Source organism: Ruegeria sp. F5 (assembly GCF_056533845.1).
In genome coordinates this window covers 138,588-158,267 of the sequence record NZ_JBQFOU010000001.1, presented here as the reverse complement: position 1 = coordinate 158,267, position 19,680 = coordinate 138,588, and the positions used below count along the sequence as shown (strand labels likewise).

Sequence of the window (19,680 nt, the reverse complement as noted above, 5' to 3'; positions counted from 1 at the left end):
CGTCACATGAAGGCCTGCAGCCCGGTCTGTGCCCGCCCAAGGATCAGCGCGTGGATGTCATGAGTGCCCTCATAAGTGTTCACCGCCTCAAGGTTCATGACATGGCGGATGACGCCGTATTCGTCGCTGATGCCGTTGCCGCCATGCATGTCACGGGCTTCGCGGGCGACGGCGATGGCTTTGCCGCAATTGTTGCGCTTCATCAGGCTGATCAGTTCGGCAGGTGCGCTGTGCGATTCAAACAGACGCCCCAGTTGCAGCGCCCCCAGCAGGCCCAACGAGATTTCGGTCTGCATATCCGCCAGCTTTTTCTGGATCAGCTGCGTCGCGGCCAGAGGTTTGCCGAACTGCTTGCGGTCCATCGTATAGCTGCGCGCCGCATGCCAGCAGGCCTCGGCCGCGCCCATGGCACCCCATGCAATGCCATAACGCGCCCGGTTCAGGCAGCCAAACGGCCCGGACAGGCCCGACACGTTCGGCAGCAGGTTTTCTTCGGGCACAAAAACCTGATCCATCTGAATCATGCCGGTGATCGAGGCCCGCAGCGAGAATTTGCCTTCGATCTTCGGTGCACTCAGACCCTTCATGCCTTTTTCAAGGATGAAACCCTTGATCTTGCCGTCATGCGCATCGGACTTGGCCCAGATGATAAATACGTCAGCAATCGGCGAGTTGGTAATCCAGTTCTTGGCGCCGGAGACCAGATAGCCGCCATCGACCTTCGTGGCGCGCGTCAGCATGCCGCCGGGGTCCGAGCCGTGATCCGGTTCGGTCAGGCCAAAGCACCCAACCGCCTCGCCCGAGGCCAGTTTCGGCAGGAATTTCTGCCGCTGCTCCTCGGTGCCATAGGCGAAGATCGGGTGCATCACCAGGCTGGATTGCACGGACATGGCCGAGCGATAGCCGGAATCCACGCGCTCAACCTCGCGCGCGACAAGGCCGTAAGACACGTAACCTGCGCCGACGCCGCCATATTCTTCTGGGATGGTCGAACCCAACAGGCCCAACTCACCCATTTCGGTCATGATCTTACGGTCGAAGTTTTCATCACGGTTCGCCATGATGACGCGGCTGGCCAGCTTGTCCTGGCAATAGGCGTGGGCCGCATCCCTGATCATGCGCTCTTCTTCGGTCAGTTCCTGCTCGATCAGGAAAGGGTCTTCCCACGTCATGCGGGGCATTTTAGCGCGCGCGGATTCTGGCGTGGCGGCGTGGCGGTCTTCGGGTTGTGTCAGCATATCGTACCCTCCCATACTGGCCTCCTTACTATCGTTGTGCTTTTGGGATTGCCACCAGAAGAGTGGCTGTTTGCAAAATACTGCAGACAGGCCTCAACGGACAGTCCTGCACGCCCGGAAATCCACGTCGATAAGCAACTGTCCTTTCCGCCTAAAGGCTCTTGAGAATCTGATTGGCGGTAAACGCCGTCTGGTAGAAGCGAGACATGATCGGCGCGGACCGCACCGTGGTTAGTTGCGTCATGGGCAGCGGCAGATCGCCCGGGTCCATCCCCGCAATCAGATCGGCCATGCAGGCCCCGAAAATCGTGCCGGTCGTGATGCCGCGCCCATTGTATCCGATGGCCGTCAGCAGGTTCGGGGCCAGTTGGTAGATGCGGGGCAGATGGTCCGGCGTCATGGCGATCCGGCCATGCCACGCCTCTTCGAACGCCACCGGCCCAAGGTCGGGAAAAAGCCGCGCGAGTTGCTTTCTGGCCCAGCGATGCGACAGGCCGCGCCCGACCGAACCCACCAGCGATCCCATCGAGCCGATGACCAGCCGGTCGGACGCATCGCGGCGGAGGCTGAACATGATCTGCGCCGTCGTCCAAAGGCCCTGCCGACCCGGCAGGATATGCGACAATTCAGCCTTCAGCGGCTGCGTTGCCAACTGAAAAAAATGGATATTGGTGAAAACGCGGTTCAGGTCGGGCCAAAGCGCGTCGGTATAAGCGTTTGTCCCCAGAACGACGTATTTTGCCCGAACAATTCCCTGATCCGTTTCAACTATCCACATATCCCCGTCGCGGCGCAGCCTGGTTGCCCGAACGCCCGTGCTGATCCCGGCACCCGCCGCCTGAGCGGCACGGGCCAGACCCCGGCAATAGCCCATCGGATTGATGGTGCCTGCGCGATGGTCCAGAAGACCGCCGTGAAACATATTTGTCCCAGTTTTCCGGACCATCTCCTCGGGCGACAGCAATTCGACCGGCTCACCCAGACGCGCCCATTCGGCATGGCGGGCTTCCAGATCCCTCAGACCGGACTTTGCATGGGCGGCATGAATTGTGCCGGTCCGCGTCACCTCGCAACGTATCTGGTGTTTTTCGATAAGATCGAAAACCAGACCGGGCCCATCGCCGAAGCATTTGATGAACCGCGGCCCGTAGATATCGCCCAGCTTTTTGCGAACGGCTGCTGGCGGGTGCCAGACCCCGGCGTTGACCAGCCCGACATTGCGCCCCGAGCCGCCAAACCCGATACGCTGCGCCTCAAGCACATGGGCCCCCAGCCCACGTTCCGCGCAATGCAGGGCCGCAGACAGACCCGTGTAGCCGCCGCCGACTATCGCGACATCGGTTCTCACATCGCCCGCCATGGGGTTCCGGACGTCCTGTTCCTTGGCCGAGATGTCCCAAACAGAGATCGGGCTATGTGGTTTCATTGGCTGGTCCGCCCCTTATGCTAAAAGCGCCGCCGCGCCTGCATGGGCGCAGGTTGCAACGGGTCTTTGGGTGGGTCAATATTTGAAAAACGTACTGGAAACGGAAGGTTGGAATGGCTGCTCTGAAAAAATCCGCCGCGCAGATGGTGCAAGACGCCCGAGACCGCATTGAAGAGATCGAAACCACCGATCTGATCGCAATGGCCGACGACCCGAATGTGGTGATTGTCGATATTCGCGACGTGCGCGAACGTCAGCGCACCGGTTTCATCCCCGGCAGCTTTCACGCCCCGCGCGGCATGATCGAGTTCTGGGTCGATCCCGAAAGCCCCTATCACAAGGACATCTTCGCGCAGGAGGGTAAGAAATACGTCTTTCACTGCGCCTCGGGCTGGCGTTCCGCAATCACCGTCGCCACCCTGCAGGATATGGGGTTCGAGGCTTCGCATCTGAAAGACGGGTTCGGGTCCTGGGAAAAATCGGGCGGGCCGGTCGAGCATGTCGCTGACACAGACTGATCTGGTAAGGCGGCAGGCTTGCCCGCTGATTTAAATCCTCAGAGCCCCCGGCTCTTTTCTTTGTTTTCAATACCCCGCAAGGTACAGTTGCCCCGACCAGTCAAAAGGACTTTGCCATGACGATCCCACCTGTTGATATGGCTGTAAAACCCGAAGTCACCGGGTTCTTTGACGAGATCTCCAATACAATCAGCTATGTGGTGCGCGACCCGTCCGGCACGGCCTGCGCAATCATCGACCCGGTGATGGAGTTCGATCCGGCTGCCGGGCGCCTGACCTTTGACTCGGCGGATCAGATCATCGCGTTTATCCGCTCTCAGGGCCTGACGCTGGAATGGATCATCGAAACCCATGTCCATGCCGACCATCTGTCGGCGGCCCCCTATATCCAGCAGGAGCTTGGCGGTAAAATCGGCATCGGCGAGCACGTCCTGACGGTGCAGGATACGTTCGGAAAGATTTTCAACGAAGGCACCGAATTCCAGCGCGACGGATCGCAGTTCGAGGCTCTTTTTGCCGATGGCGATACCTACGCAATCGGGTCACTGCCGTGTTTCGCCCTGCACACGCCGGGCCATACGCCGGCCTGCATGGTCCACGTGATGGGTGACGCCGCCTTTGCAGGCGACACGCTGTTCATGCCCGATGGCGGCTCGGCCCGCGCGGATTTTCCGGGCGGGGATGCGGGGCAGCTCTACGATTCAATTCAGCGCGTTCTGTCCCTGCCCGACGAGATGCGGCTGTTCATCTGCCACGATTACGGCCCCGGTGGCCGGGCCATCGCGTGGGAGACGACGATCGGAGAGCAAAAGGCCAGGAACATTCACGTCGGCGGTGGGAAAACCCGCGAAGAGTTCATCAAATTCCGGACCGAGCGGGATGCTCAGCTTGACGTTCCCAAACTGATCCTGCCGTCTTTGCAGGTGAACATGCGCGGCGGCGAGGTGCCGACGGATGAAGACGGGAACATGATGCTCAAGACTCCGGTCAACAAGCTCTGACCTGCAAAAAGGCCGGGCCGGTTTCCCGGCCCGGCGGCGTCAAGCCAGTTCAGAACTTCCAGCGCGCGCCCAGAACGACGGTCGACAGGTCGTCGAAATTGTCCGATGAATCGTCATAGGCATAGTCCTGATACGAGAAATAGGCCTCCATATTCAGGCTGTCGATCTTCTGCACGATACCGATCCCCCAGACATCCGAATCCGAGCCGTCGGCGTTAAAGTCGGACCCGTCCCAATAGTGCAGACCAATCCCGGTTTTGCCGAAAGAGAACCAGTTATCTTCATAGGCGATCTTGGCGTAGAAATAGCTGGGGTCAGCCGCGGTGCTGCTGTCCACGTCCCGCTCACCTGCGGCGATCGAGAAACTGAAGCGCTCGTTCACTAGGATCGAGGCTGAACCGACAACATCCTCGCGCCGCGCGCTCTGGCTGCCGCCTGGACCGCTTTTGCCGCTGCTGCGGACCAGATAGCCCAGCCCCGCCGCAACCTCGATATTGCTGGTCACTTTGTTTCGGTAGTAAATCGCGACGTCATAGTAATCGCGGTCATCGTCGAAATCTTCCTCAAGCACGTTCTGGCCGTAAGAGGCGCTGAAGGTGAACCCGTTGAACGATGGGGTGTCATAGCGGATACGCGTGCGGCGCGCGCCGTCAAAACTGTCGGTTGTGCCGCTCACGGTCGGACCGGTCAGAAAACCGGCGTCATCGCGGAACAGGAACGAGGCGTTGGAATCGGCGGTGAAGGAATACAGCACCAGACCGACCAGCGACAGGTCCTGTTCGGCAATGCCGTCCCCGGACATGCTGCCCTGCCCGGCCGAGAATTTGCCCCAGTCGCCTTCAAGCGAGAAATCCACATGGCGGATATCTTCGCGTGTCCAGCCGCTGAAGTCATTGCCGTTCTGGTCCGTTTCCGTCGAATTGGGCAGGCCAAGGGCGGTTTCGAACCGGAACTGGAACGTGTTATTGCCATAGGGCTGTTCCAGCCGCAGGCCGACCCGGCTGTTGGAAGCGTCAAAATCCCTGACGTTGGTTTCCGTTTCCTGACCATCATCGACCGAAATAATGGCCGGGTTCAATTGACCGTAGAGGACGACAAAGCCGCCCGAATTGTTGTCATATTTCAGTTCGGCAGTTGCCGGGAATGCGTACGCCGATGCCATCAGCGCCGCTGATGATGCCGCTATCGTTCTGAATTTCATCTTTACGACCCTCTTGTTTCTTCAAACCGCCAAAATCCGGGCCGGGCTATGTGTCCGCAGACATACCTGTAATGGGTCCGGTGCAGCGTGTTTTGCGTTCCGGTTTACTCGGTGGGCGTTTCCCCTCCTTTCGTGTCGAAATACCTGTTTCAGAATCAATGGTTAAATTAACAAACTCGCATATGAAGAGTACCACATATTATTGCCCGGGCAGCAACTCGTTTTGATGAAGGTCGGACGACATTTCGGCACAGTCGCGCAATGGGCGGCGTTTGGGATTCAACAACGCCGGGTTCGGGTGAAACTTGAACCGATGCGGGTTTCACACAGAAACCGCCGTCTAACGGTCGATCCTGCGCCCAAACTGCCAGACGGTTTCCAGATCGCCCGAGCGTCCGATATGCACCATATGCGCATGACATCCTTCGGAAAGCCGCCCGACCAGATCGTTCCGGATCAACGCAGCGGGAAGGCGACCGGCCATTTCCAGCGCTTTGGAAATCGGCATTCCGGTCACGTCGGACAGATTGCGGACGGCGTCCAGCAACTCAAGATGCGCCCCTGCCAACGTGCCGTCGGCCAGTGTCAGCCTGTTGTGGTTTCTCAGGATTTCACGGCCATTCAACTCGAAGCTGGTAATGTCCGAACCTGCGGTCGCCATCGCGTCGCTGACAAGAAATACGAACCCCGGCCCCTGTTTTGCCCTCACCGCGTTACGCATGGTGGCCGGGTGGACATGGATGTTATCGGCGATCAGCCCGGCGGACAGACCGCCCAGGGCCAAGGCCGCCCCAACTGTGCCGGGTTCGCGGTTGCCCATCTGACTTTGGGCATTAAACAGGTGCGTCACGCAGCTTGCACCAGCCTCGACCGCAGCCACGCAATCCGCGTAAGACGCATCGGTATGGCCCAGCGAGACCAGTATCCCCGCTTGAGCCATCGCGCTGATTTGCGCGGTCGAGACGCTTTCGGGGGCTACGGTAACTTTAAGTACCGGCAGACGCGCTGCCGCCTCAAGAAGCCTGTCCAGATCGGACTGTTCCATCGGGCGAATAAGGGCCGCGTCATGGGCACCCCTGCGGGATTTGGCAAGGTGCGGTCCCTCAAGATGCAGGCCGAGAATGCCCGGAACGCCGATCTCCACAGCTTCGATTGCTGCGGATATGGCCTGTCTGGTCACCTCCGGCGTGTCGGTGATCAGAGTGGGCAGAATGGAAGTGGCCCCGATCCCTGCATGGGCCTCGGCCATGCGCAGTAACGTGGACACATCCGGCTGATTGTTGAACATGACGCCGCCACCGCCATTGACCTGCAGATCGACGAAACCCGGTGCCATTAGGCCACCAGCCAGTTCAGTCCGCGCGACCGTCGGGCCGACATCCACCTCAGGGACCACCGCTTCAATCCGGCCCTGCCGGTGCAACAGCGCATGATCCTGAACCACCTGCCCCGGCGTCAGAATATCCGCCCCGGTGATGGCCTGAAGCGCGTCGGTCATACCGTTTCCGTGACCTTGTTCAGGTGGCGCGGGGTGTCGGGATCAATGCCGCGAGAGGCCGCAAAAGCCTCGACCATGGAATAGAACGACACGATCAGGCTGAGCGCATCGGTCAGCGGATGCAGCGTGCGCACATGGTCGATCCGCGTGGCCTGTTGTACCTTGCCGGTTGTTGCAAACACATGGGCCCCCTTGGCGCTTATGGCATCAGACACTTGCGACAGCGCCGCTTCCGCCGCGTCGGCAGCCGCGAAGCTGAGCACCGGGAAGCCTTCCTCGACAATCGAGACCGGGCCATGCAGCACCTCGGCGGACGAATAGCTTTCCGCATGCAACTGGCAGGTTTCCTTGAACTTCAGCGCCGCCTCGTTCGAAACCGCCAAGGCCTGCCCACGACCCAACGTGAACAGCGACGGCCGCGCCCCGATTGCGTCGCGAACCTCGGGCCAGTCTATGCGCGCCGCACTTTCCAGATGCTGCGGCAAGGCGCGGATTGCGGATAAAAGGGCGGCGTCCCCGCTCCATTCCGCCAGCATCCAAAGACCTGCCACCGCCGAGCTGACAAACGTCTTTGTCGCCGCAACGCTCAGTTCGGGACCCGCCTGAATGTCGATGGGATGCGCGCTGGCCGAGGCGAGCGGAGAACCGGCATCGTTTGTCAAAGCGACGGTCAAGGCCCCGTCCCGTCCGGCATTGCGCGCCATCGCAAGGATATCCGGGCTTTGGCCGGACTGCGACACCGCCAGGCAAAGGCTGTTTTGCAGCTTCAAGGGCGCATCATAAATCGACGCGACGGACGGCCCGACCGAGGCTACGGGCACGCCCAGAAGGATCTCGGACGCATATTTCAGATAGGTACACACGTGATCCGACGAGCCGCGCGCAACGGTGGTGATAAAGGTCGGATCAAGGTCGCGCGCGACAGCTGCGACGGCGCTCACATCCTTTTGGCCCCGGCTCAGAAGCCGCTCAATGGCCAGCGGTATTTCGTCAATTTCCCGGCGCATCCGGGTGGTTTGCTGTGGCATAGAATGTCCTAGCTGTTGGCCAAGCGCAGTTCTGCGACAAAGTCATACGCATCACCGCGATAGATTGAGCGGGTGAATTCCACGACCCGCCGGTTGGACAGGTACGAGGTGCGCACGATGCGCAGCCCCGCCGCGCCGGGCTGAACGCCCAGAAGGTCGGCATCCTCGCTTTCCAGATTGATCGCCGAAATACGCTGCAGAGCCCGGACAGGCCGGTTCCCGCTGCGCTCCAGCACTTCGTACAGCGAAGATTCCACCTGTTGCGGTTTCGGCAGTATGTCGATGGGCAGCGAGGCCCGTTCAATCGCCATCGGCCTGTCATTCGCACGGCGCAGGCGGGAAATGCGCGCAACGGCTTCCCCGGACGACAGGGCCAGCGCGATCACCTCCTCGGGTGAGGGCGTGTGAATGCCCCGATCCAGCCATTCGCTGGAAGAATCCAGACCGCGCCGCGACATATCCTCGGTAAACGAGGTCAGCCGTGACAGCGACTGTTCCACCTTCGGCGTTCCGTCCGCGACGAAACTGCCCGAACCCTGCCGCTGAATGATAATGCCCCGATCGACCAGATCCTGCATCGCGCGGCGCACTGTCACCCGCGACAGGCCGGTCAGGCTGGCGATTTCCCGTTCCGCAGGCAGTGGCGCGCTTTCGCCCAGCAGTCCCAGTTCGATGCTCTTTTCGATCCGCTTGCGCAGACGCACATATCTGGGACCGGTCGCATCATGCATCCAGCCATTGTCGCCCAGGAAGTTTTCGATGGTGTCCAAAGTCATGCTGCCCCGACCTTTGCCCGTTCGACCAATCGCCGGGCCAGTTTCAGCGCCCCGTCGATGGCCGTGCCTTGTGGTTCTGTCAGCGCCTGTTGCATCTCGTCCGGCAGATAGCTTGCGTAATGCGGTGCGACACCACCCACTGCACAAATCGGCTCTGCTATAGACCAGCCAAGCGAGTTCAGCCCGCCGATGATGTAATCGGCGCCCTTTTGCATCAGTGTCCTGGCGACCCGGTCTCCTTGTATCGCCGCAGCAATGATCTGCGGGGCGAGGTCGGCAATATCGGCAGGCCGGGAAGCGCCAGAAAACGCCACGATCTTGATCGGGTCGTCATTGAAACGGGCGCTGATGTCCCGTGTCAATGGGCTCGGTTGCTCAATCCCGTCGGCAGCCAGAAGAACCTGCCGCAGAAGCAATGTGCCCAGCCAATTGCCCGAGGCCTCATCCCCGATCAACGGGCCATAGCCGCCGATAAACTGAATGCGTTCGCTTGTTTGCCGCGCCAGAAACGACCCCGTTCCGATGCCGATAAGACAGCCGTCCCGATCCCCAAGCGCCCCCACAACGGAGGATCGGCTGTCATCCTCGACTTGTACAATCCGGGACGGCAGGTGCCGCGCGACCTCGGATGCGGTTTCCGCATCAGTGACACCGGCAAGGCCCGCGTAGATCGGAATATCAGCCAGCGCATCCTGCGACAGGCCCGCTTCGCTCATCAATGCCTCGAGGCCCGCGTTCAATGTGCTCAGCGCGGTCTCACGGTCCGAGAACACATTGGCACTGCCAAAGCTGACCGCCGTCCGGCCTGCGGGTGCTTCCAAAGCAAACCGGCAGCGGGTGCCGCCGCCATCAATAGCGATGAGATATGGGAGAGACTCGGCCATATAGATACCTTTACAATACCTTTAGTCCGAAAAAAAGACCTTTGCACGCTATACACGGCTATTTCTGTGTTTTTTTGATCCGAAATGAGATAAATCAAACAAAAGGTAGACAAAAGGTATTGTATAGGTATTAGATAGGACGCCAAAGGGGAATCAAATGCTGCCGCAAACCGAAATGCTGCGTGACGGGGCCGAAGGCCTGGACCTGCGTCCTGACGCCGACATTCTCGCGCGCTTGCTGACTGCGCAGAAAGAGGCATTGGCGGGTCTGGATGCCTGTCTGGCCGAGCTGTCGCAGGGGGCCGGGATTCTGACCGCAACGGTAAAAAACAACGGTCGCATCTACTATGCGGCGGCCGGGTCGTCCGGCCTGATGGGGCTTGCGGATGGGGCCGAACTGCCCGGCACCTACGGCCTGTCCCCGGACTCCATCGCGATCTGCATGGCCGGTGGCGTGCCCTCGGGTGCCGCCATGCCCGGCCATACCGAGGACGATGCCGAAGCGGCTGAGGCGGCTGCGGCTACGGTCAAACCCGGCGATGCGGTGATCGCCATATCGGCCAGTGGCTCGACCCCCTACCCGCTTCATTTCGCGCGCAAGGCCCGGGCGGCAGGGGCCAAAACCATCTGCATCGCCAACAACGAAAAAGCGCCGCTGTTCGACCACGCCGACTGCGCGATTTTTCTGAACACGCCGCCCGAGATCATTGCCGGTTCAACCCGAATGGGGGCCGCCACCGCACAAAAGGTCGCCTTGAACATGATGTCCACGCTGATGGGTATCCGGCTGGGGCATGTGCATGACGGGATGATGGTCAATGTCGTTGCCGACAACCACAAACTGCGCCACCGCGCCGAAAACATCATAACGAAAATTACCGGAGTGTGCGAGGACGAGGCCGGTTCAGCGCTGGACGAGACTGCGGGCGATCTGAAGCAGGCCATTTTGCTGGCGTCGGGGGCTCCTGACACCCAGCAGGCAGAGCAATTGCTCAGGCAATCCGACGGGCATCTGCGCCCGGCGCTTCAGGAACTTCAAGCAAATTCAGTTCAATAGGGAGGAAACCATGAAAAAGACGTCGCTCAGCGCAATTTTGCTGGCCTCATCGGCTTTGGCCACGACCGCCTATGCGGAAACGGAACTGCTCATCGAAAGCTGGCGCAACGATGACCTTGCCCTGTGGCAGGAAAAGATCATTCCGGCGTTCGAGGCGCAGCACCCGGATATCAAGCTCAAATTCTCGCCGCTGGCTCCGACCGAGTATGATGCCGCCCTGAACGCGAAGCTCGAGGCCGGGTCCGCAGGCGATATCATCACCTGCCGCCCGTTCGACCGCTCGCTGGGCCTCTATGATGGCGGGCACCTGTCCGACCTGTCCGATATGCCCGCGATGAGCAATTTCTCGGACGTCGCAAAAGCCGCGTGGCAGACCGACGACGGCTCCGCCACCTTCTGCGTTCCGATGGCGTCGGTGATCCACGGCTTTATCTACAACAAAGACGCGTTCAACGAGCTTGGCATCGAAGTGCCGACGACCGAAGCCGAATTCTTTGCGGCCTTGGACAAGATCAAAGAGGACGGCAGCTATATCCCGATGGCGATGGGCACCAACGACCAGTGGGAAGCCGCCACCATGGGCTATAACAACATCGGCCCGAACTACTGGAAGGGCGAAGAAGGCCGTCTGGGGCTGATCGATGGATCGCAGAAACTGACGGATGAGCAGTGGGTTGCGCCCTATGAAACGCTGGCCAAGTGGAAAGACTATCTTGGCGACGGGTATGAGGCACAGACCTATCCGGACAGCCAGAACCTGTTCACACTGGGACGGGCCGCGATCTACCCTGCGGGTAGCTGGGAAATCTCGGGCTTCAACACGCAGGCCGATTTTGAGATGGGCGCCTTCAAACCGCCGGTCCGGAATGCGGGCGATACCTGCTATATCTCGGATCACACCGATATCGGGATCGGCATGAACGCGGCCAGCGAGAATGCGGAAGCTGCGCGCACCTTCCTGGCCTGGGTGGCCTCGCCCGAATTTGCGAAAATCTTCGGCAACGCGCTGCCGGGCTTCTTCCCGCTTTCGAATGAGCCTGTCGAACTGGAAGACGCGCTGGCCAAGGAATTCGTAAGCTGGCGCGGCGAGTGCGAGACCACCATCCGCTCGACCTACCAGATCCTGTCGCGGGGCGAGCCCAATCTGGAACTGGAAACCTGGAACGCCTCGGCCAATGTCGTCAAAGGCACGGAAAGCCCGGAAGACGCCGGGAAACGCCTGCAGGATGGCCTGGCGGGCTGGTACGCGCCACATCAGTAAGCCACTCACCCCACCAACGGTTCCGGCCTGACGGGCCGGAACCAACCTGAACCATTGAGGCATGTTATGGGCACCAGCCGGATCAAATGGCACATCGTGGTCTTTCTTGCGCCTGCTGTGCTTGTCTACTCGGCCGTCATGGTCTTTCCGCTGTTCAACACCCTGCGGCTGGCGCTGTATACCGAGGTGGATCAGGCGCGCGTTTTTGTCGGGCTCGAGAATTTCCGCACCCTGTTCGGCAATCCGCTGTGGTCCGGTGCGTTCTGGAACGCTCTGGGCAACAACTTCTGGTTCTTCTTCATCCATATGCTGGTCCAGAATCCAATCGGCATCGCACTGGCCGCCATGCTAAGCCACCCGCGCCTGCGGTTTGCCGCCTTCTATCGCTCGGCGATCTTCATCCCGACGATCCTGTCCTTCGTCATTGTCGGCTTTGCGTGGAAACTGATCCTGTCGCCGATCTGGGGCATTGCGCCCGACTTGCTGGCCTCGGTCGGGCTCAAATCGCTCTATTCGCCCTGGTTGGGGAAAGAGGAATACGCCCTGACCACACTGGCGCTGGTCTCGGTCTGGCAGTTCGTGGGCATCCCGATGATGCTGATCTACGCCGCCCTTCTGTCCATCCCCGAAGAGATTCTGGAGGCCGCCGAGGTCGAAGGCATCACCGGCATGGCCGCCTTCTGGAAGATCAAACTGCCGCTGATCCTGCCGTCGATCGGCATCATCTCGATCCTGACTTTCGTCGGTAATTTCAACGCGTTCGATCTGATCTATGCCGCGCAAGGCGCGCTGGCGGGGCCGGATTATTCCACCGATATCCTGGGTACGTTCATGTACCGAACCTTCTTTGGCTTCCAGTTGCAACTGGGCGATCCGCATATGGGCTCGGCCATCGCAACGGGCATGTTCTTCATCATCCTGACCGGGGTTTGCATGTATCTGTTCCTGATCCAGACCCGCATCCGCCGGTATCAGTTCTGAGGGGGCGCGAGACATGAACAAAGCCCGCAGAAACCCGTTCAACCTCGCCGCAATGCATGGCGCGCTGATCCTGTACACGCTGATCGCGCTGTTCCCGGTCTTTGTGATCCTGATCAACAGCTTCAAGACCCGCAAGGCGATCTTCCGCGAGCCGCTGGCCCTGCCCGATGCCGAAACATTCTCGATGATCGGCTATCAGACGGTTATGAAACAGGGCGATTTCTTCCTGTATTTCCAGAACTCGATGATCGTCACCGTGGCGTCGCTGTTCTTCATCCTGCTGTTCGGTTCGATGGCGGCCTTTGCGCTCAGCGAGTACCGGTTCAAGGGCAACACCCTGATGGGGCTCTATCTGGCTTTGGGCATCATGATCCCGATCCGTATCGGTACAGTCGCTATTCTTGAGATGATGGTGGCGACCGGGCTGGTCAACACGCTGATGGCGCTGATCCTCGTCTATACGGCGCAGGGCCTGCCGCTGGCGGTGTTCATCCTGTCGGAATTCATGCGGCAGGTCAGCGACGACCTGAAGAACGCGGGCCGCATTGACGGCTTAAGCGAATACACGATCTTCTTCCGCCTCGTCCTGCCTTTGGTCCGTCCGGCGATGGCAACGGTGGCGGTGTTCAACATGATCCCGATCTGGAACGACCTGTGGTTCCCGCTGATCCTTGCCCCGGCGGAAGAGACGAAGACCCTGACATTGGGCAGTCAGGTCTTCATCGGCCAGTTCGTGACGGACTGGAATGCGGTTCTGTCAGCGCTGAGCATGGCGATCCTGCCTGTCATGATCCTCTATGTCATTTTCTCGCGGCAACTGATCCGCGGCATCACTTCGGGGGCGGTCAAATGATCCGGGTTCTTGTCGCAGGTCTGGGCAATATGGGGCTGAGCCATGCGTTGGCACACCATCACCACCCGGATGCAGAAATCGTGGGGCTGGTGAACCGGTCCGGCGCAGTCGATCACCCCGATCTGCAAACCTATCCGGTGTTCACCGATTTCCATGCGGCCTTGGCCGAAACCGCGCCCGATCTGGCGGTCATCGCCACCTATTCCGACAGCCACGCGGATTACGCCTGCGCCGCGATGGAGGCCGGGGCGCATGTGTTCGTCGAAAAACCCTTGGCAACCACCGTCGAGGATGCGCGCCGCGTGGTCGCCAAGGCGGTCGAGACCAACCGCAAGCTGGTCGTTGGCTATATCCTGCGGCACCACCCCTCGTGGATGCGCCTGATCTCGGAAGCGCGCGATCTGGGCGGACCTTATGTCTTTCGCCTGAACCTGAACCAGCAATCCACCGGCCCAACATGGGAGACGCATAAGGCGCTGATGCAGACAACCTCGCCCATCGTCGATTGCGGGGTGCATTACGTGGACGTGATGTGCCAGATTACTGACGCGCCGCCCGTCCGCGTCAACGGCATGGGCCTGCGCCTGTCCGACGAAATCGCCCCCGACATGTACAATTACGGTCAGTTTCAGGTTGTCTTCGTGGACGGCTCGGTTGGTTGGTACGAGGCTGGCTGGGGACCCATGATGTCGGAAACCGCGTTTTTCGTGAAAGACATCGTCTCGCCCAACGGGGCCGTGTCGATCACCGAAGGCAACAAGGGCGACTCGGACGATGTGGATGGCCACACCAGGGTCGGCGGCATTCTGGTGCACAAACCAGAAGGCGACACCCTGATCGAGATGGCGGGTGAGCCTGGCCACCAGCAGCTTTGCGATGCGGAACAGGCCTATATGCTGCAAGCCATTTCCGAAGATATCGACCTGACCCGCCACATGAACGACGCTGTGCAATCCCTGCGCATCTGCCTTGCCGCAGATCACAGCATTCGGACCGGCCAGCCGGTCGACCTGAAGGAGACGTAACGTGACTGCCCTGACCCTTTCCAACGTCTGCAAATCCTTTGGTCCGGTCGAGGTGCTGAAGAACATCGACCTGACCGTCGAGGAAAACGAATTCGTGGTGTTCGTCGGCCCCTCGGGCTGTGGTAAATCCACCCTGTTGCGGGTGATTGCGGGGCTTGAAGATGCAACCTCGGGCAGCGTGGAAATCGATGGCCAGCAGGTGAACACCATCCCGCCCGCCAAGCGTGGCATTGCCATGGTGTTTCAATCCTATGCGCTTTATCCGCACCTGACGGTTCGGGGCAACATGGCGCTGGGTCTGAAACAGGCGGGCCATGCCAAGGACGAAATCTCGCGCCGCATCACCGAGGCCAGCCGGATGCTGTCGCTGGAGGAATATCTGGAGCGCCGCCCCGCCGAACTGTCCGGTGGTCAGCGCCAGCGCGTTGCCATCGGCCGGGCCATCGTGCGCAACCCCAAACTGTTCCTGTTCGACGAGCCGCTGTCCAATCTCGACGCCGCCCTGCGCCTGAACACGCGCGTCGAGATTGCCAACCTGCATCGCCAGATCAGCGCCAGCATGATCTACGTCACCCATGACCAGACCGAGGCCATGACGCTTGCCGACAAGATCGTGGTTCTGCGCAGTGGCCGGATCGAGCAGGTCGGCACCCCGATGGAATTGTACAACAACCCCGCAAACCGGTTTGTGGCCGAATTCATCGGGTCTCCGGCAATGAATTTCGTTCCGGCCGAGATGATTGGCGGCAATACCGGCACCGTCTTCGGCATCCGCCCGGAATACGCCAGGCTGGGCGACGCCGGGGCGTTGTCGGGGACCGTCGTACACGTAGAAAATCTGGGCGCGGACACCAATGTTCTGGTCAATATCGGCACGGACAAACCCTTCACCATACGGGCCTTCGGTCAACACCGCGTGTCGCCCGGGGCCGAGGTCGGCATCAGCTTCGAGCAAACCGATATGCTGGCCTTCGACGGCGACGGCCAAAGGCTCTGACCACTGGGGAAGTCGATTGGACGGGCAACTGGATCAGACGTATAGGAGTGGTCCAGACCACCCGTTCACGGAAGGACCCGCCCCATGAAAGCCGTGCTGTACGAAAAGTTTCAGGAAGCCCCCAAAGTGGTCTTGGTCGACGATCCGACGCCCGAACCCCATGGCGTTGTCCTCAAGGTGGAAGCGACCGGTGTGTGCCGCAGCGACTGGCACGGATGGATGGGGCATGACAGCGACATTGACCTGCCGCATGTCCCCGGCCACGAACTCGCCGGGGTGGTCGAGGCCATTGGCAAGGACGTGAACAACTGGAGCGTCGGCGATCGGGTGACCGTGCCCTTCGTGTGCGGCTGCGGGTCCTGCGCCGAATGTCACGCAGGCCATCAGCAGGTTTGTCTTCAGCAGCAACAGCCGGGATTCACCCATTGGGGCAGCTTTGCCGAATATGTCGCCATCCATCAGGCCGATCTGAATCTGGTGGCCCTGCCGGACAGGATGGATTTTGACACTGCCGCCAGTCTGGGCTGCCGGTTTGCCACCGCGTTCCGGGCGGTGGTGGATCAGGGCAAAGTCTCTGCCGGTCAATGGGTGGCTGTGCATGGCTGCGGCGGCGTGGGCCTGTCAGCGGTGATGATCGCCAGTGCCGCCGGGGCCAATGTGATCGGGATCGACCTCGACCCCGGCAAGTTGGATCTGGCCCGCGAGCTTGGCGCGGTCACCACCGTTTCCGGGGCCGAGGCGGATGTTCCCGAAACGATCCGCGAGATTACTAAGGGCGGCGCGCATGTGTCGCTGGACGCTCTGGGGCATCCCGTGACCATGACCAACTCGATCCTTGGCCTGCGCCCCCGAGGCAAGCATGTTCAGGTCGGTCTGTTGCTGGGTGATCACGCTGCGCCCGCAGTCCCAATGCCCAAGATCGTCGGGCAAGAGATCGAATTGCTCGGCTCTCATGGGATGCAGGCGCATCGTTATGGCGCAATGCTGGATATGGTGGAAAGCGGCAAGCTTGACCCCGCCCGCCTTGTCGGGGATCGGATCAGCCTTGACGAAGCACCGAAAGCGCTGATGGAAATGGACAAATTCCGCTCAATTGGCGCAACCGTGATCACAAGCTTCTAGGCTTGCAGCCCGAACGCTGGTCACGCCCGCCGGGCATTTGCCCACCGATGCAGAACCTCTCGGGGAATCTAAATTCGTCACGTCTGAACGCCAACGCCGATTGTCATCAAACGTTACCTTGCGTTACCTTGCTCGCATGACCCTGACCCGCCCCACCGACCTGCAGGCCGGTGTTCTGAGCATCTTCTTGCTGTGCCTGACATTCTGGGCGACGCAGGCCCACGCCTCGGGCCGGGTGGCGTTGCTGATCGGCAATTCCGACTATGCGTCCCCGGACATGGCCCTGCGCAACCCGGTGAACGATGTCACCGCGCTGAGCAGCGCGTTGCAAGAGCTGGGTTTTGCCGTAACGGAAGCCACCGACCAGAATGCAGACGCGATGCAGCAAGCGCTGGATCAATTCGGCGCAGCGGCGGAAGGTGCCGAAATGGCGGTGTTCTTCTATGCCGGGCACGGGGTTCAGATTGGCGGCGAAAACCATCTGATCGGCACCGATTTTGCGGGCAGCGATCTGCAGGCGCTCAGGCGCAGTTCGCTGACGCTGGACCGGGTGCGGGATGTGATCACCAAAGCGGGTCCCAAGGTGGGCATCCTGCTGCTGGACGCCTGCCGGAACAATCCGTTCTCGGACAGGGGCATGGTTGAACAGGGCCTTGTCAGAATACGCGGCGGGGCCGGGCTGCTGATCGCCTATGCCACCGATCCCGGCAACGTGGCCTATGACGGAATTGGCGACAACAGCGTTTTTACCTCTGGCCTGCTGGACCATATCGCGACGCCCGATTTGGATGTCCGGCTGATGCTGGGACGGGTGCGCCAGCAGGTGGTTCTGGAAACCGACGGGCGTCAGATACCCTGGGTCGAGGAATCGGTGCTGGATGAACACAGCTTCGCGCCGGGTTTGCCGGGTGAGACCGCTGACGACGAAACCGCAGCGGATCTGGCGCATTGGCGCGGCATAGCCTCCAGTGCGAATGCGTCTGATTTTGAAACCTACCTGCGGGCTTACCCCAACGGGTTGTTTGCCGCTTTCGCCCATGATCGCATAGACGGTCTGAAGGCCGGGTCGCCCGGATCGCTGGCCCCGGTCAACGCCTCGCTGGCCGAGGCGAACCCGGAGCAGCTTGCGACTGCGCTGGTGGCTCTGGGGCATCTCAATGACGGGCAGACGCGCGATCTGGGTCCGGCATTGGACAGTTATCGCCGCCGCCTGCCCGCGCAGGAGGTCGCCTCGGCCGAACGGCTGTTTGAAGACGCGGCGCAGGTTTCGGTCTTTCTGGCCGCGACCACCTTGCAGCGCCTGCGTACCGACATCGTTGCCCTGCGCAGCGTCGAGCGCACATTGGGGATCGCCGAGGATGCACTGGCGCAGATCGAAGAGATTGCCCGTACAAACACCGACGCCCTGCCCGTTCTGCAGCAGGCACGGAACGACGTTTACGATATCTACCGGTCGCGCGGCATCATCCTGCGGCGTCTGGACCAGAGCCGCAGTTACTATGACGAAGTGCTGAATCGCTCTGTCATTTTTTTCCCTCCCGACATTGACACGTCGATCATCAGCGCGGCTTCGGGCTCGCGCGACCTGACCTATGCCGATGCGCAACTGAACAACGACGCCGCCCTGTTTCTGCGGCATGTTGCGCAGGCGGAAGACAGCAAAAAAGGAAGTTACCAATGGCTGGCCGATCTCATACCTCCCGACTAAGCGCGGCATTCATCGCGGTGTCCCTGACCCTTTCGGCCTGTGGCGGTGGTAGCGATGAGCCGACGGCCGCGCCCGAGGCAACCCCCGGCGGGTCGTCACAGGCCGAGGCCGATCTGGCCAAACAGGCCGCCGCCATGCAGAAGACCATCCTGCAAGGGGCGGTTGCAGGCGGTGTAACCGGCGGCGCGATCGGGTTCGGTCTGGGTGGCAGCGACGATGTCGGCACCGGGATATCCCTGGGCCTAGGGGCCGGGGCACTGGCGGGCACCTATGTGTCTTTTGTTCAACGAAACTACGCGGGGCGCGAATCCCGTCTGCGGCAGATCAAGAAGGATCTGGACAGCAACGCCAGCGAAATGCAGACGACACTGAACGTCATGAATCAGGTCCTTGCGGCGCAAAAGGCTGAACTTGACGCGCTGAACGCCGGTGTTGCCGCCGGAACCGTGGACGCGGCCCAGTTGCAACAGGAACTTGCCGAGGCCAACGGCAATCTGACCCAGATGGAACTTGCCATCGATGGCGCAACCAAGCGGCAGGCCGAGTTCACCGAAGCGCGCAACCTGACCATATCCCGCGGTCAGACGGCATCGCCCATCGACGGCGATCTGGCTGCGCTGTCAAATCAGATCACGCAGATGCGCGGCATCGCCGGCGATCTGGCCTCATCGCTTTGAACGGGGGCCACATGATCCGTTTTGCCATCTTCCCCTGCCTTGTGCTGACCGCCTGTCAAACCACCACTGACCCGGCAGAGGGCGGCTTCTTCTCCGGGGTCTCGGGCATTGCCACAGGGGCCTATGACGACCGTATCGAAGCCGCCGAAGGCGATGTTGCCGCCGCGCAGGCGCGAAACGATGCCCTTGCGGCGCAGATCCGGTCCTCGGAATCGGAACTGGTGCAGCTGAAGCTGAAAATCCTGCAGCAACGCGATGCTATAGGCGGAGGCGACGCGGCCACCGCATCCCGCATCGACAGGGTTCTGAATGACACACCCCAAGGGGCCACGCCCGATGCAAAGCTGGCCGCCCTGCAGCGCAGCATTGCCGAGGCCCGCGCGCTGAGCGCCGATCTGGCGAAACTGTCTGGTTAAGGCGTTATGCGTT

General features: G+C 60.8%; 19 protein-coding genes. 12 read left to right on the top strand and 7 right to left on the bottom strand.

The annotated features are described in order from the left end of the window. Positions 1-2: 2 nt before the first annotated feature. Both ACR0K1_RS00665 and ACR0K1_RS00660 read right to left on the bottom strand, forming a co-directional pair. Positions 3-1,181, bottom strand: a complete 1,179-nt coding sequence (locus tag ACR0K1_RS00665; RefSeq protein ID WP_480848572.1) for an acyl-CoA dehydrogenase — start codon at positions 1,179-1,181, stop codon at positions 3-5. Positions 1,182-1,389: 208 nt separating this feature from the next. Then, the gene (locus tag ACR0K1_RS00660; RefSeq protein ID WP_480848106.1) at positions 1,390-2,664 is read right to left on the bottom strand and encodes an NAD(P)/FAD-dependent oxidoreductase; all 1,275 of its coding nucleotides are present in this window, start codon (positions 2,662-2,664) and stop codon (positions 1,390-1,392) included. 113 nt (positions 2,665-2,777) lie between these two features. On the opposite strand from ACR0K1_RS00660, the gene ACR0K1_RS00655 reads away from it, so the two are divergent. Continuing rightward, positions 2,778-3,182: a rhodanese-like domain-containing protein gene (locus ACR0K1_RS00655; protein ID WP_480848104.1), complete on the top strand. Its 405-nt coding sequence runs from the start codon at positions 2,778-2,780 to the stop codon at positions 3,180-3,182. A 116-nt stretch (positions 3,183-3,298) separates the two neighbouring features. Continuing rightward, positions 3,299-4,183 (top strand): MBL fold metallo-hydrolase, encoded by an 885-nt coding sequence (locus tag ACR0K1_RS00650; RefSeq protein ID WP_480848102.1) that lies wholly within the window; start codon positions 3,299-3,301, stop codon positions 4,181-4,183. 49 nt (positions 4,184-4,232) lie between these two features. Here ACR0K1_RS00650 and ACR0K1_RS00645 read toward each other — a convergent pair whose 3' ends face one another. From ACR0K1_RS00645 to ACR0K1_RS00625, 5 genes are all read right to left on the bottom strand, one after another. Next, the gene (locus ACR0K1_RS00645) at positions 4,233-5,384 is read right to left on the bottom strand and encodes a porin (RefSeq protein WP_480848100.1); all 1,152 of its coding nucleotides are present in this window, start codon (positions 5,382-5,384) and stop codon (positions 4,233-4,235) included. A gap of 340 nt (positions 5,385-5,724) precedes the next feature. Further along, on the bottom strand, positions 5,725-6,882 hold the full coding sequence (nagA, locus tag ACR0K1_RS00640; protein ID WP_480848097.1) for an N-acetylglucosamine-6-phosphate deacetylase: 1,158 nt from the start codon (positions 6,880-6,882) through the stop codon (positions 5,725-5,727). After that, the gene (locus tag ACR0K1_RS00635; RefSeq protein WP_480848095.1) at positions 6,879-7,910 is read right to left on the bottom strand and encodes an SIS domain-containing protein; all 1,032 of its coding nucleotides are present in this window, start codon (positions 7,908-7,910) and stop codon (positions 6,879-6,881) included. The genes nagA and ACR0K1_RS00635 overlap by 4 nt, the downstream gene beginning before the upstream one ends. A gap of 8 nt (positions 7,911-7,918) precedes the next feature. Further along, complete coding sequence (locus tag ACR0K1_RS00630) at positions 7,919-8,686, bottom strand: GntR family transcriptional regulator (RefSeq protein ID WP_480611661.1); 768 nt, start codon at positions 8,684-8,686, stop codon at positions 7,919-7,921. After that, positions 8,683-9,570 carry a glucosamine kinase nucleotide-binding domain-containing protein gene (locus ACR0K1_RS00625; protein ID WP_480848093.1) on the bottom strand — a complete coding sequence of 296 codons (888 nt, stop codon included), beginning with the start codon at positions 9,568-9,570 and terminating at the stop codon, positions 8,683-8,685. The genes ACR0K1_RS00630 and ACR0K1_RS00625 overlap by 4 nt, the downstream gene beginning before the upstream one ends. 157 nt (positions 9,571-9,727) lie before the next feature. Here ACR0K1_RS00625 and ACR0K1_RS00620 point away from each other — a divergent pair, with 157 nt between their 5' ends. The 10 genes from ACR0K1_RS00620 (at position 9,728) to ACR0K1_RS00575 (ending at position 19,667) form a co-directional block, all read left to right on the top strand. Continuing rightward, positions 9,728-10,627 carry an N-acetylmuramic acid 6-phosphate etherase gene (locus ACR0K1_RS00620; protein WP_480848091.1) on the top strand — a complete coding sequence of 300 codons (900 nt, stop codon included), beginning with the start codon at positions 9,728-9,730 and terminating at the stop codon, positions 10,625-10,627. Positions 10,628-10,637: 10 nt separating this feature from the next. Continuing rightward, complete coding sequence (locus ACR0K1_RS00615) at positions 10,638-11,888, top strand: ABC transporter substrate-binding protein (protein WP_480848088.1); 1,251 nt, start codon at positions 10,638-10,640, stop codon at positions 11,886-11,888. 66 nt (positions 11,889-11,954) lie between these two features. Then, the gene (locus ACR0K1_RS00610) at positions 11,955-12,869 is read left to right on the top strand and encodes a carbohydrate ABC transporter permease (protein WP_480848086.1); all 915 of its coding nucleotides are present in this window, start codon (positions 11,955-11,957) and stop codon (positions 12,867-12,869) included. Between the two features lie 13 nt (positions 12,870-12,882). Then, entirely contained in the window at positions 12,883-13,722 is an 840-nt protein-coding gene (locus ACR0K1_RS00605; RefSeq protein ID WP_480611666.1) for a carbohydrate ABC transporter permease, read from the top strand. Continuing rightward, positions 13,719-14,747 carry a Gfo/Idh/MocA family protein gene (locus ACR0K1_RS00600; RefSeq protein WP_480848084.1) on the top strand — a complete coding sequence of 343 codons (1,029 nt, stop codon included), beginning with the start codon at positions 13,719-13,721 and terminating at the stop codon, positions 14,745-14,747. The genes ACR0K1_RS00605 and ACR0K1_RS00600 overlap by 4 nt, the downstream gene beginning before the upstream one ends. Before the next feature lies 1 nt (position 14,748). Continuing rightward, a complete protein-coding gene (locus tag ACR0K1_RS00595; RefSeq protein WP_480848082.1) occupies positions 14,749-15,744 on the top strand; it encodes an ABC transporter ATP-binding protein in 996 nt (331 codons plus the stop codon). 84 nt (positions 15,745-15,828) lie between these two features. Next, positions 15,829-16,866 (top strand): zinc-dependent alcohol dehydrogenase family protein, encoded by a 1,038-nt coding sequence (locus tag ACR0K1_RS00590; protein ID WP_480848080.1) that lies wholly within the window; start codon positions 15,829-15,831, stop codon positions 16,864-16,866. A gap of 136 nt (positions 16,867-17,002) precedes the next feature. Next, entirely contained in the window at positions 17,003-18,574 is a 1,572-nt protein-coding gene (locus ACR0K1_RS00585) for a caspase family protein (RefSeq protein ID WP_480848078.1), read from the top strand. Next, positions 18,544-19,251 carry a hypothetical protein gene (locus tag ACR0K1_RS00580; RefSeq protein WP_480848076.1) on the top strand — a complete coding sequence of 236 codons (708 nt, stop codon included), beginning with the start codon at positions 18,544-18,546 and terminating at the stop codon, positions 19,249-19,251. Before ACR0K1_RS00585 ends, ACR0K1_RS00580 begins: the two co-directional genes overlap by 31 nt. A gap of 11 nt (positions 19,252-19,262) precedes the next feature. Next, complete coding sequence (locus ACR0K1_RS00575; RefSeq protein ID WP_480848074.1) at positions 19,263-19,667, top strand: hypothetical protein; 405 nt, start codon at positions 19,263-19,265, stop codon at positions 19,665-19,667. Positions 19,668-19,680 lie beyond the last annotated feature (13 nt).

Excerpts from the sequence above, each read along its gene's own strand:
- ACR0K1_RS00665 (WP_480848572.1), bottom strand. The coding sequence starts at position 1,181 with ATGCCCCGCATGACGTGGGAAGACCCTTTCCTGATCGAGCAGGAACTG.
- ACR0K1_RS00660 (WP_480848106.1), bottom strand. The coding sequence starts at position 2,664 with ATGAAACCACATAGCCCGATCTCTGTTTGGGACATCTCGGCCAAGGAA.
- ACR0K1_RS00655 (WP_480848104.1), top strand. The coding sequence starts at position 2,778 with ATGGCTGCTCTGAAAAAATCCGCCGCGCAGATGGTGCAAGACGCCCGA.
- ACR0K1_RS00650 (WP_480848102.1), top strand. The coding sequence starts at position 3,299 with ATGACGATCCCACCTGTTGATATGGCTGTAAAACCCGAAGTCACCGGG.
- ACR0K1_RS00645 (WP_480848100.1), bottom strand. The coding sequence starts at position 5,384 with ATGAAATTCAGAACGATAGCGGCATCATCAGCGGCGCTGATGGCATCG.
- nagA (WP_480848097.1), bottom strand. The coding sequence starts at position 6,882 with ATGACCGACGCGCTTCAGGCCATCACCGGGGCGGATATTCTGACGCCG.
- ACR0K1_RS00635 (WP_480848095.1), bottom strand. The coding sequence starts at position 7,910 with ATGCCACAGCAAACCACCCGGATGCGCCGGGAAATTGACGAAATACCG.
- ACR0K1_RS00630 (WP_480611661.1), bottom strand. The coding sequence starts at position 8,686 with ATGACTTTGGACACCATCGAAAACTTCCTGGGCGACAATGGCTGGATG.
- ACR0K1_RS00625 (WP_480848093.1), bottom strand. The coding sequence starts at position 9,570 with ATGGCCGAGTCTCTCCCATATCTCATCGCTATTGATGGCGGCGGCACC.
- ACR0K1_RS00620 (WP_480848091.1), top strand. The coding sequence starts at position 9,728 with ATGCTGCCGCAAACCGAAATGCTGCGTGACGGGGCCGAAGGCCTGGAC.
- ACR0K1_RS00615 (WP_480848088.1), top strand. The coding sequence starts at position 10,638 with ATGAAAAAGACGTCGCTCAGCGCAATTTTGCTGGCCTCATCGGCTTTG.
- ACR0K1_RS00610 (WP_480848086.1), top strand. The coding sequence starts at position 11,955 with ATGGGCACCAGCCGGATCAAATGGCACATCGTGGTCTTTCTTGCGCCT.
- ACR0K1_RS00605 (WP_480611666.1), top strand. The coding sequence starts at position 12,883 with ATGAACAAAGCCCGCAGAAACCCGTTCAACCTCGCCGCAATGCATGGC.
- ACR0K1_RS00600 (WP_480848084.1), top strand. The coding sequence starts at position 13,719 with ATGATCCGGGTTCTTGTCGCAGGTCTGGGCAATATGGGGCTGAGCCAT.
- ACR0K1_RS00590 (WP_480848080.1), top strand. The coding sequence starts at position 15,829 with ATGAAAGCCGTGCTGTACGAAAAGTTTCAGGAAGCCCCCAAAGTGGTC.
- ACR0K1_RS00585 (WP_480848078.1), top strand. The coding sequence starts at position 17,003 with ATGACCCTGACCCGCCCCACCGACCTGCAGGCCGGTGTTCTGAGCATC.
- ACR0K1_RS00580 (WP_480848076.1), top strand. The coding sequence starts at position 18,544 with ATGGCTGGCCGATCTCATACCTCCCGACTAAGCGCGGCATTCATCGCG.
- ACR0K1_RS00575 (WP_480848074.1), top strand. The coding sequence starts at position 19,263 with ATGATCCGTTTTGCCATCTTCCCCTGCCTTGTGCTGACCGCCTGTCAA.